This window comes from Novosphingobium sp. ZW T3_23, from assembly GCF_044987305.1.
In the GTDB taxonomy this organism is placed as follows: Bacteria; Pseudomonadota; Alphaproteobacteria; order Sphingomonadales; family Sphingomonadaceae; genus Novosphingobium.
In genome coordinates this window covers 263,396-274,908 of sequence record NZ_JBJDRF010000001.1, presented here as the reverse complement: position 1 = coordinate 274,908, position 11,513 = coordinate 263,396, and the positions used below count along the sequence as shown (strand labels likewise).

The 11,513-nt window shown below is 65.6% G+C and carries 9 protein-coding genes; 5 read left to right on the top strand and 4 right to left on the bottom strand.

Annotated features, from left to right (window positions below):
- Positions 1-25 precede the first annotated feature (25 nt).
- The 5 genes from ACI3K3_RS01150 to ACI3K3_RS01130 all read left to right on the top strand — a co-directional run bounded on the left by ACI3K3_RS01150 (position 26) and on the right by ACI3K3_RS01130 (position 4,190).
- Positions 26-787, top strand: coding sequence for a Slam-dependent surface lipoprotein (locus tag ACI3K3_RS01150; protein WP_404911535.1), 762 nt, complete (start codon positions 26-28; stop codon positions 785-787).
- A gap of 87 nt (positions 788-874) precedes the next feature.
- A complete protein-coding gene (locus tag ACI3K3_RS01145) occupies positions 875-2,374 on the top strand; it encodes a surface lipoprotein assembly modifier (RefSeq protein WP_404911534.1) in 1,500 nt (499 codons plus the stop codon).
- A gap of 25 nt (positions 2,375-2,399) precedes the next feature.
- The gene (locus ACI3K3_RS01140) at positions 2,400-2,996 is read left to right on the top strand and encodes a biliverdin-producing heme oxygenase (protein WP_404911533.1); all 597 of its coding nucleotides are present in this window, start codon (positions 2,400-2,402) and stop codon (positions 2,994-2,996) included.
- Positions 2,980-3,429 carry a YbaN family protein gene (locus ACI3K3_RS01135; RefSeq protein WP_404911532.1) on the top strand — a complete coding sequence of 150 codons (450 nt, stop codon included), beginning with the start codon at positions 2,980-2,982 and terminating at the stop codon, positions 3,427-3,429. The genes ACI3K3_RS01140 and ACI3K3_RS01135 overlap by 17 nt, the downstream gene beginning before the upstream one ends.
- Positions 3,426-4,190 (top strand): energy transducer TonB, encoded by a 765-nt coding sequence (locus ACI3K3_RS01130; protein ID WP_404911531.1) that lies wholly within the window; start codon positions 3,426-3,428, stop codon positions 4,188-4,190. The genes ACI3K3_RS01135 and ACI3K3_RS01130 overlap by 4 nt, the downstream gene beginning before the upstream one ends.
- Before the next feature lie 12 nt (positions 4,191-4,202).
- Here ACI3K3_RS01130 and ACI3K3_RS01125 read toward each other — a convergent pair whose 3' ends face one another.
- The 4 genes from ACI3K3_RS01125 to ACI3K3_RS01110 form a co-directional block, all read right to left on the bottom strand.
- A complete protein-coding gene (locus ACI3K3_RS01125; protein ID WP_404911530.1) occupies positions 4,203-5,288 on the bottom strand; it encodes a hypothetical protein in 1,086 nt (361 codons plus the stop codon).
- The gene (locus ACI3K3_RS01120; RefSeq protein ID WP_404911529.1) at positions 5,285-6,913 is read right to left on the bottom strand and encodes an alkaline phosphatase D family protein; all 1,629 of its coding nucleotides are present in this window, start codon (positions 6,911-6,913) and stop codon (positions 5,285-5,287) included. Before ACI3K3_RS01120 ends, ACI3K3_RS01125 begins: the two co-directional genes overlap by 4 nt.
- A 68-nt stretch (positions 6,914-6,981) precedes the next feature.
- On the bottom strand, positions 6,982-10,005 hold the full coding sequence (locus ACI3K3_RS01115) for a TonB-dependent receptor domain-containing protein (RefSeq protein ID WP_404911528.1): 3,024 nt from the start codon (positions 10,003-10,005) through the stop codon (positions 6,982-6,984).
- 65 nt (positions 10,006-10,070) lie between these two features.
- The gene (locus ACI3K3_RS01110) at positions 10,071-11,504 is read right to left on the bottom strand and encodes an alkaline phosphatase family protein (protein ID WP_404911527.1); all 1,434 of its coding nucleotides are present in this window, start codon (positions 11,502-11,504) and stop codon (positions 10,071-10,073) included.
- Positions 11,505-11,513: the final 9 nt, after the last annotated feature.

Below are 11,513 nucleotides of genomic sequence, written 5' to 3'. Positions count from 1 at the left end.
CGCACCAACACGCAGGAGAAGTAGAATGAATTTCTCTCATCTCAAGGCTCTTGGCCTCTCCCTTGCAATCTCCGGTGCATTTTCCGGTGCTGCCCATGCGCAAATCGTCGGTGAATCCAGCGACGCCGGCAAAGTGAAGATCGATGTCAGCACCGTTTCCGCAGGCTCGATCCACGTTCCCGGTCGCGTCGGCGTGAACGTGCCCAGCATGCGATCCGATCAGTTCATCGACTTCCAGGGCCTCCAGGGCATTCTGGGCACGGACGCGAACGGCGTGACCAGCTTCGTCAACACCACGCAGGCCACCACCGACCACTCGAAGTACGGCCGCTTCGATTATGCCAAGGTCGGCTCCTACGACGTCTATTATGGCGAATGGTCGCAGACCGGCAGTGCCACGGCGGGCGACCACACCGTTTACTACGGCGGCACCGGCGCCACCGCTGCCGCCAGCGGCTCCGCGACCTATGCCGTCAAGGGCATCAGCAACTACGTCGGCAGCGGCGCGCAGCTGACCGGCAGCTTCACGGCCGACTTCGGCGCCGGCACGCTCACCGGCTCGATCCAGAATGCCGCGCTGAAAGTGGACATCGGCACCGCCGATATCCTCGGCTCGCAGATATCCGGCGTGACCGCGACGGCCTCGAACGCCGCCACCAACGCCACTCTGGCGTCCGGCGGCACTGTCAGCGGCCAGTTCTTCGGCTCGGCTGCACAGGCACTGGCAGGCGTCGCGACTTTCGCGGGCGCCCGGCAGTACGACACCGCCTTTGGCGGGACCCAGTAATCACGGCTGGATGAACTGAAGACGGGACCGGACTATCCGGCACAAACGGTCCGGTCCCGTTTTCCGACACCGCTTTTCGGGCGACACATGAACCTTCCGCGCACTTCCTTTCGGCTCCTCCTCTCGACCGGCGTGGCGGCCATGTTGCTGCCGGTCCACGCCGCGGCCCAGAGCGCGAGCGATCAGGACACGCGCCTGCGCCTCGACCAGCAGGGCGAGGTCCAGCGGCGCAAGGCCGAACGCGAGCGGCTGAAGGATGCCGAAGACTGGGACACCCTGCCCACCTCGCTGGAACTGGACGGCACCACCTACGAGGTCCGCGATAATGTCGACGACATGGGCCGCGCGCTCTACATCGCGATCGGGCGCAAGCAGTGGCGTGACGTCCGCCGTTTCCTCGCCGCCTATCGCCGCTACCCGGATCAAGACCCGATGCTGGTGCTCAGCGCCGAGGGCGCGCTGGCGCGCCAGCAGGGCAAGTTGGCCGAAGCCGAACGCCGCTATCGCGAACTGCTCAGGCTGAGCCCAGGCTTCATGCCCGCCCGCCTGGAACTGGCACGAGTCCTGTTCGAAAACCACAAGGACCGCGAAGCACGGCGTGCTTTCGAGGACATACGCGGGCTGCTCGCTTCACGAGGCGAACAATCGCGCGGCGTGCTCGCCACGGTCGACGCCTTCCTGGGCGCCCTGAAACAGCGGCGCAGCTGGCAAGGCAGCTTCGCGCTGGGGCCCGGCTATAGCACCAACCTCAACCAGTCCTCCGCCAGCTACACCTGCCTTCTGGCCGCACTCGACGGCTCCTGCCTATTCGAACGCAAGGTACCCGATCCGATCCGCGCCATGGGCCTCAACTTCGAAGGCACGCTCGGGCGCACCCTGCCGTTCTCCGGCCACCAGGCGGCAAGGGTCAGCGCCTTGCTGTTCGGGGACGTCTACCCCGGGCACCACGACTTTTCGCAAACCACGCTGATGCTGCGCGCCGGCTATCAGTACCAGTCCGCGCGCGACACCGTAACGCTGTCGCCCTCTCTGGATCTCGGCACGTTCGGATCCAACCTGCTTTACGAGGCACCCGGCGGCAATGCGGTGTGGCAACACGTTCTTTCGCCGAGAACGCTGCTGCGGATCGAGGCGAACTACCGCGACTACCGCTACCGCCAGCGCGGCTTCCGCTCCCAGGACGGAGCGCTGACGGACCTGAGCCTGACCGCCTGGTATGCCCCATCCCCCGGCTGGAGCGTGTTTGCCGGTCCGGACTTCGCCAACAAGGACGCGCCCGCAGCCGTCGATGCCTATCGCCAGTGGGGCGCGCGGCTGGGGGTGAACAAGGCCTTCGGCAACGCCGCAAGCCTGCTGCTGATCGGTTCCTGGCGCCACCGCGATACCCGCGCCTTCAACGAGGTCTTCGCCGCCCGTCGCCGCGAGGACCAGTACAACGCCACCGCCATTGCCCGCTTTCCCGGACTGCAATTCGCCCGGCTGGTCCCCGAACTGGTGCTCCAGCACACCCGCGTCGAAAGCACGATCGACTGGCTCTTTTCCTACCGCCGTACCAGCGCCAGCCTGCGCCTGAGCCGGACTTTCTGAAACCACCACCCAACAGGAGACCATGATGACCATGACCATCACCGATTCCACGGAAAGCCGGGCCAAGCGGCTCAAGGCCGCCACCGGTCCGGTCCACGAAGGGGTGGACCGCTCGATCATGTCGGCCGCCTCTTTCGCTTCGCTGGAGGGTTACGGACGGTTCCTGAGGATCCAGTACCTGTTCCACCGCGACGTCGAAGCGCTCTACGCCGACCCCCGCCTGCGCGATGCCTTTCCCGATCTTGCGAGCCGTTGCCGCATGGCCCGCGTGATCGCCGACATGGAAGACCTCGGCCTCGAACCGCCCGCCGCCGAAACGCCGGTCTTTGCTCTCGACGAGCCCGCAGACCTCGGCACCGCGCTGGGCTGGCTCTATGTAGCAGAAGGCTCCAACATGGGTGCGGCGTTGTTGCGCAAGGAAGCGCAGAAGCTTGCGCTGTCCGATAGTTTCGGCGCCCGCCATCTCGCCCCCGCCGAAGCCGGGCCCGCCCCGCACTGGCGCGCTTTCATCGCCGCGCTCGATGCCGTGGCGCTCTCGGAAGCGCAGGAGGCGAAGGCAGACGAAGGCGCGCTTGCCGCATTCGCGCGGGTGCAGGCCCATATCCATGCCCACGTCGCCTGAACTCATGGCAGCCGAGCCCGTTTCAGCGGACCTGCTGAAACGGGGGCGCCTCGCACGCACGGCCTGGCTCGTGCTCGGTCTGGCGCTGGTCGCGGTCGGGTTCATCGGCATCTTCGTGCCGCTGCTGCCGACCATGGACTTCCTGTTGCTGGCGCTGCCCTGCTTCGCGCGCTCATCACCGCGACTGGAAGCCTGGCTGCTGAACCACCGCCGTTTCGGCCCCGGCCTGCGCGCCTGGCGGCAGAAGCGCGCGGTGCCGCGCCGGGCCAAGATCGCCGCCTGCATCGGCATGGCGACGGGCTTCGCGCTGTTCTGGTTCCACGTCCAACCCCGACCGCTGACGGCCGCCGCGATCGGCGGCTTCATGCTGTTCTGGGCGGCCTGGATTGTCAGGCGTCCAGAACCGGATACCCTTTTGGAAACCAGTTCATGAAGCCGCACCTGCTCCTTGCGCCGACCGGCTCCGACGTTGCTCCTGCCGCGTTCCAGGACGATGGTCGGCAACGCTACAGCGAAAGCCCAACGGCCTGGAGTTCCCGCTTTGCCGGGCTCTCGGGAACCGTCTGCATTGCCGCGCTGACAGTGTTTGCCCTGCTGTTCACCTGGCAGATCGTGCGGCCGCCGGTTTCCCCGTCTCCCGCCCCTCTCATGGTCGAGTTCCAGCCGCTCGCGTCGCCTCCGGATCCGGTGCGCGAACTGCCGCCGGGGCCCGTCCAGATGGAAAGGACGGACAGCAAGCCGCCGCCTGATCAGGACGTTCCACCCCCGCCGATCGTGCTGAGAGAGCCCTCATCTTCCGCGCCGGCCACGCCGAAGCCGCTCGAACCCGTCGATCCCGGCCCCCCGGTTCCGCAAACGACGGCACCCAAGAGCATCGCCGCCCCCGCCGCGGAGCGCCTCTCCAGCCAAACCCTCCCAAACTGGGAAGCATCGGTACTCGCCCATCTCGAACGCTTTCGCCGCTATCCGCCCCGCGCCCGCGCCGCGCGCCAGCAAGGCGTCGCCTATATCCGCTTCACGATGGACCGGACCGGCACCGTTCTGGCCAGAACCCTCGTCCGCAAATCGGGCTTCTTCTCGCTCGATCGGGCCGCACTCGATACGATCGCGCGCGCACAGCCTCTGCCCGCCATTCCCGCAGACCGGCCCGGCATCGTGGAACTGACTGTGCCCATCCTTTTCGAGTTGTCCTGAGAGAGACCCTTTTTATTGATCGAGCTTCGCAAAAGGCGCCGTTGCATTGGCCGTCCAGCGCATAAGCTTCAGGGTCGCGCTCTGTCCTGCCTCATCCTTGGAATTGTCGGCGAGCAAATAGAGACCATTCCCCAAGGGCTGAAATCCGACATCGGCTTTCTGCCGCCAACCGCGAATGCCGCTAGGGCCATGTTCGATTCCATCCCTCGCGAGGGGGAGTAGCAGGCCCTGTTCCCATCCTTTGCCCGCAGGGCGCGGGACGCCAAGCAGCGCGCCGCGAACGGGCTTCGACCTGGCCTCCACTGCATAGAGTCCGTAGTTCGGATAAGACGGCTTGGCGCCGACGTACACACCCATGAACCAGCGCTTCAGGCTTTCGTCATACGCGAGGTTCTGGACGCCATACCGGGTATTGCCGGTACGCACGAAGACCTTCGACCGCAGACGCGAGGGCCCGCGATGATGGGGTTGGCCTTCGACGAGCGGCCGGGCCAGCCGCGTCCAGTCCGAGGCATCGTATTGCAGCAAGACCTGATGATCGTTGTCGCTGCGCGCGTTGTCGCCGTAGATGCCGTAGGCCACCGTGAGGTAGTTCGGGCCACCGGTACGTCCGAACGCCGGGCCGAACGCGACCCCGTCGATCCCCGAGCAGCCGTAGCGATGGCCGGGAGCCGCGAAGTCGCGCGTCACTTCGGGAAGGTAGACGGTTCGCAGCACGTCATTGCCCTCGGCCGGGATGCCGACCCGATCGATGCGGCTGCCGTCGATGACCGCGATGTAGAATGCCGACTGCTTGCCGTATTCCAGCGAGCCGTAGATCTTGCCGTCCGCGTCGTTGAAGTCGAGATCGCCCAGATGGCCGCTCCAGCCGGTAAGGGTGCCGACCAGCCTCCCGTGAAAATCGTACTTCGCCAGCATGTTGGTGAAGGAATAGTAGATGTAGCCGCCCTTGCGATCCACCGCGATACCCTGGACGTGCCCCGACTTGAACGGACCTGCGTGCTGCGTCGTGGGATAGGCCGGGGCCTGCGCCGCGACGGGGACGGCGGTGCAGGCAAGAGCGGACAAGAACAACGGCGCGATGAGGCGGGCCGTCATGCCGAGAACACCCGGCGCCCGCGCTCTACCGACATGCGATGCGTTCCGGACAAGGCCATGCTGCGCTCCCTGACCGTGCGCAGGAACAGCCATTCGCCGGTGACGCGTTCGGGCGTTACCTCGATCATCATATATCCGCGGCGGCTGGTATCGGCGAACTTCATCTCCGGATTGGCGGCAATGAAGCCGGCGGCCGCGATCTTCGGATCGAGGCCGAGATCACCCTCCATGCCGCCCGATGTCACCGCCTGACCGGCGAACTCGACGCCTGCGGGCTTTCCGTCCTCGACCAGTGCATAGGCCCAGGCGTTGTGGCTGTCGCCTGCCAGCATCACGAGATCGGCGTCGGCCTGCTGGGCTGCATTGAGCAACCGTTTCCGGGCGGCGGGATAGCCATCCCAACGGTCCATCCAGAGCGGCAGTCCCAGCGCCGCGGCGCGCACGCCGTTGCGGTAGCGCGCGACGGTGCCCTTTTTCGCATCGGGCTTAAGCCAATCGGTGATCTGGCGCGGCATTACCGTCCGGCCGATGATCGTGCCCATGCCGACCAGCTGCCACGCAGTCGTGCGCGCGTTCGCCTTGAAGGCATGCGCCAGCCAGCTTTCCTGCGTGGAGCCGAGCATGGTCAGCGAAGTGTCCTGCCAGGGACCGTCGCGAAATGCCTTGAGCGCATTCGGATCGCCGGACTTGAAGGCGGCGTTGATGTCGATCGGGCGCGTCCGCGCGAGCAGGCGGGATTCGGTGCGGTAGAGCGTCGCCAGCGAACCGATCGTGTACGCCTTCCACGGTTCGTCCGAGACCGGCATCCATTCGCGATAGACCTGCATCGCAGCGGCGCGGCGTATGTTCCAGTCGCCTTCGCTGTCGCCCTGGTGATTGGCGGCACCGCCTTCCCAGCTGTCGTTGGCGGACTCGTGATCGTCCCACAGGGCCACCATCGGTGCCTGCCGGTGCAAGGCCTGCAGGTCGGGATCGGCGCGGTAGCAGGCATAACGCAGGCGATAGTCCGCCACCGCGAGGATTTCGTGATCGGGTTGCAGCGTGCGTCCGGCGATGCTGGTGACCGCGTTCACCGTGGCGTTGCCGTTCTCGTAGATGTAGTCGCCCACGTGCAGCCACAAATCGAGGTCGTCGCGCGCGGCGGCATGGGCATAGGCGTTGAAGCGCCCATAAGGAAGGTTGGAGCATGAGAACACGCCGAGGCCGAACCGCGCGGTGTCGCCGACCGGAAGCGTCTTCGTGCGGCCGACCGGCGACCTGCTGCCGTCCGGCGCAACGAAGCGATACCAGTAGACGGTGCCGGGCCGGAGGCCGTCCACCGTCACTTTCGCGGTCCAGTCGCGGAAAGATCCGGTGCGCACGGAACCTGCGGGCACCGGCCTGGTGAATTCGCGGTCGAGCGCGATTTCGGCATCGAGGCGAACGCTGTCGGTCTCCGCAGCGGGCACGTAGCGCGTCCACAACAGCATGGAATCCGATGCCGGCTCGCCGCTCGCGACGCCGTGGGTGAAGCCCTGCGCCGCCAGCATCCCGGCGGCGAGCGCGCTTCCCGCAGGCAGCATGAAGGCGCCCAGGCCCAACCCGGCCCCAAGCAAGAGCGAGCGGCGATCCGTCGTCAGAACCATGAAAATCGTCTCCGGTAGAAAAGGGGGGCTCCCCGCGCGCGACCCGGCACGGGGAGCGGTATGTCAGCTCAGAAAGTCGCCTTGATGCCGGCGTTCCACATCGAACCGTAGACCGTGTACTGGCGCACGCGGCTGCGCACGTTCGAGTAGACGATGTCGGGCGCGTTGAAGATGTTGCGGCCCGCGACCAGCACTTCCAGGTTCTTCCTGATCTTGTAGCTGAGGCTCAGGTTCCACAGCGCCCGGTCGGTGTGATAGAGGATGCCGTTGTTGGCGGTCGTCTCGGTGTTGCTGAGCGAGCTCATGCGGTACTTCGACTGCCAGTTGCCCGTCAGCTGAAGGTCGAAGCCGCCATAGCTATAGCGCAGGCCCCAGTTGGCCGCCTGCTTGGGCATGTTCACGCGCGGACCGTCCGGATCGAGCAGGGTCAGCGAGCCGCGCAGGCCCAGGCCCTTGAGCGCGCCGGGCAGGAAAGTCAGCTGCTGGTCGTATTCGAGGATGACGCCGGTGTTGGTGCTGGTGCCCGGCAGGTTCTGCGCACTGCGGAAGATGTAACCGGCATATTCGTTCGGATCGAAGCCCACCGCAGCCGGATCGACCTCGATCCCGGTAACCTGCATGTCCTTGAGGTCGAGCCGGTAGTAAGAAACTCCGAGGATGCCCGAGGGTTCGAGGTAGTACTGCAGGCTGGCGAAGTACTTTGTGGAGTGCTCCGGCTTGAGCAGCGGGTTGGGTACGTTGACGGTCTGGCTGTCGTCGTTGATCGAGACCACGCCGCCAAGGTTGCCGTAGTCCGGGCGCAGGATCGCCTGGCTGAAGGAGACCTGGCCGACCAGCTTGTCGGTGAAGTCATACTTCAGGCCGCCCGAGAGGAACCAGTCGTCGTACTTGCCGCGACGGGTGCCGTAAGTTCCGCCGTTGTACTGATAGAGAAGCCCTTCGACGGTGTTGGTCTTGTAGCCTGCCGCCTCGACTTCGCTGACCGGCCGGATGTCGGCCACCCGCGCGCCGGTCCGGGTGCTCTCGTAGCGCAGGCCCAGATCGAACTTGAGGCGACCGGCCTGGCCCTGGACTTCGGCGTAGGCGGAGTAGATATCCTCCCTGACGCGCTTGTTGTTGTCCAGCTCGCGCTTGAGGTTGCCAACGGTGTCGGGGACGAAGTACTCGGGATGGTCCTTGTAGATGTCGTAGACGGCGTAGTTGCTGTCGGCACGCCAGTTCTGGGCGTTGAGGTTGCCGGCGTCGAAGCCGATGATCTCGAACTTGTATTTCTCGGTCGCCGGGATCACCGCTTCCAGCGCCTTCTGCGACAGGTCGCCCGTAGGGCCGACGTACTGGAACTGCTGGTAGGAGCCTTCGTTGGTCCACCACTCGTTCACGCGCGCGCCCGCGCCGGCCATGAAGGTGACCGGGACCGCGCCGAAATCGGCCATCTTCTTGAGGTCCAGGTTGCCGCCGTACATTTCGTTGCGCGCGTCGGACTGCGCGGTACGGATGTTGTTGCCGATGTCGTCGTCGCGGTTGTAGCTGTTCGGATCACCCCAGGGACGGCCAGCCGTCTGCGTCAGGGTCCATTCGTTCGAGGTTTCCGAAGGCCGGTCGAGCGTGAAGCCGATGCGAGTCAGGCGGCTGTCGGTGCGCTGGAAGAAGCCTTTGTCGTTGTCCCGGAAGTTGAACTCCGAGCTGGAGTAGCTTCCGCGCGCCACGGCTTCCCAGGTGTCGCTCTTGTACTCGATCTTGGGCGCCAGCAGCATCGCCGGGGTGCCCGCGTAGCGATGCGAATACTGCGTGTGCAGGCGCGTGTTGGTGCCGTTGGGATTGACCTCGATATGCGTCGATGTGGAATCCGGCGTCGCGTAAGAGCGCGAGGTCGTGCCGAAGATCAGGTACGTGTACTGGTTGAAGTACTCGACCTCGTAGAACGAATAAGTGCCCCGCAGCGAGAGAGTCAGCTTGTCGCTTGCCTTGAAGTCGACCGTCAGGTTGGCAGCGGTACGGCTGGTCTCCTTCGGCCCCGGACGCCACATCACCTGATAGGGGATCACCCGGCCATCGGCGAGGTAGGACCAGTCGGTCTGGATGCGGTCCTGCTGGACGTAGTTGGCGTTGTAGCTGGCATTGAACGCCACGCCGAGCCGCCCGTCCAGGAACACGTCGCCATATCCGAACGAAACCGAGGGCTTGATCGTCGCGTGCTTCTTATCGTCGGGCAGGTAGATGCTGTTGAAGAAGCCCGAATCCGATGTGCCGACGCCGCCCACTTGCAGGCGCAACAGGCGGCCCTTGCGCTGGAAGGCGTATTTCGAGCGCAAGTTGATCGTCCCGCCCGGTGCATCAGCGTCCATGCGGGCATTCAGCGTGTTGTTCAGTTCGATCGATTCGATGCCGGTGATCGACATCTGCTCGAACGAGTTCTGGCGACCGTTGTTGTTGTTCGAGGTGGCCGTCGCCATGCGCGCGCCATCGGTGGTGAAGGTCGAATACTTGGGGTCGAGGCCGCCGATGCGCACTGCAGTCGCGTCCACCTCGGTGTAGTCGAGCGAGATGCCGGGCATCTGCTTCATGAACTCGCCCACGTCGCCCATCGTCAGCAGGCCATAGTTGTCGGCGGCCACGACGGTCTTGGCATTGGTGGCGGCGCGGCGCTCCATGATCGCGGCGGCCTGGCCGTCGCGGATCGCGGTGACGGTGATGGCTGCACCGTCGACGCCGCTGGCAGCGTCGAACGAGGGCGCGTTCAGGCGGAAATCGACATCGGACGTCTCGCCCGGAACCACCTTCACGACGATCGCCTGGTCCTCAAGGCCGGTATAATGGACGATCACGCGCACATCGCCGGCGGGCACGTTGTTGAGGCGGAAAGTCCCGCCTTCTTCCGAATAGACGACCGTTTTCTCACCCGCGATGCGCACTTCGGCATTGCGGACGTATTCCTTGGTGACGGTGTTGAACACGCGGCCGCGTATGGCGCCATCCGCTTTCTGCGGCGCCGCAGGGACGGGCTTTTCCTGCGCTTGCGCTGCCGCAGGAAGGGCCTGCGCGATGGCGATCGCCGCCACCCCGCAGCGCAGGATCGAATACCGAGATTTCATGAACTTACCCCCGAAAATCGCCGCAGTCGCGCGGCCTTTCAAAAACTGGTGGAGCGGCGGCGCGCTCAGGTGATGCGGTTGCGCGAGCCCCGCTCCTGCACCGGCGGCTGCTGCGCCTCGGCAGGCAGCGGCGGCGAGGTCAGGTGACCTTTCGCGTGGCGCCCGCGGTGGAACCGCCCGGCAGTGCTGGGCAGTTGCGGCGGCTGGGCCGGAGCCTCGCCGAAGCGGAAGGCGGCGGTCAGATCGCCGAAAGTGCGCCGCCGCCACGGCGAGATGTTGGGTTCACGCACGCCCGTCACCTGTTCGAGCAATTGCAGGACCGAGGTATGGTCGAAGTTCTGGCTGCACACCCAGCCACCTGCCGTCCACGGCGAGGCGATGATGCACGGCACGCGGAACCCCGCGCCGATGGGCACGCCGTTCACGTATTCGTGCGGCGTGCCCTCGGGTGCGACCGGAGGGGCTACGTGATCGAACAGGCCGTCGTTCTCGTCGTAGTTGATGATGAACGCGGTCTTGGCCCAGACATCGGGATTGGCGGCCAGCGCATCGAGCTTGCCGGCGATGAACTCCGCGCCTGCGGAGGGGATGGAATCGTGGGGATGCTCGGACGCTTCCTGGCTCGGGCAGAGCCACGTCACCGTAGGCAGGGCATCGTGCATCACGTCCCACTCGAACTCGCCGTCGGAAGCGGACGGCATTCCCTTCAACCGCAGCGGCGAGCCCGGCGCAGCGTCCATGAACTGGCGAAACAGGCGCAGGACGTTGAAGCCGGTGCCGCTGTCCGCATGCTGATAGACTTTCCAGCTGACGCCGGCTTCTTCCAGGCGCTCTGCATAGGTTTTCCAGCGCAGGCCCTCCGGCGGGGTCTTCTGGGTGGTGTGGGGGCCGCCCGAGAGTCCCTCGGGGTCGATCGTGCCCGTCAGGTAGTAGAGCCGGTTGGGCCGGGTCGAGCTGAGGACGGAACAGTGATAGCCGTCGCAGATCGTGAAGGCATCGGCGAGCGCGTGGTGGAACGGGATGTCCTCTCGCCTGAAGTACCCCATCGTGTAAGGACCATGCGCTCCGTCCGCCGCGCGGTGCGCGGGGAGCCAGTTGTCCATCCTGCCGCCGTTCCACGCCGCGTGCTGCGTGGCCCAGGCATGGCTGGTGGAGGGGATCAGCTCGGCATGGTCGGCGGTGTCGAGGTGGAAGGGCAGCATGTACCCGTCCGGGTTCAGCGCATCCGGCTGATGGAACACGCTGCGCCCGGTCGAGAGCGTCATCGCGCTTGGATCACCGAAGCCGCGCACCCCCGGCAGGGTGCCGAAATAGTGGTCGAAGCTGCGGTTCTCCAGCATCAACATGACGACATGCCTGATGTCGCGGATCGATCCGCTGCGGCGCGGACCTTGCGCCAGCACCTTCTGCACGTTGGGTGGCATTAGCGTGGCCCCGGCGGAGAACGCGAGGCCCTGCGCGGACTTCTGCAACAGGCGGCGGCGGGTGAAAGTGCTCATGTCCAGCGC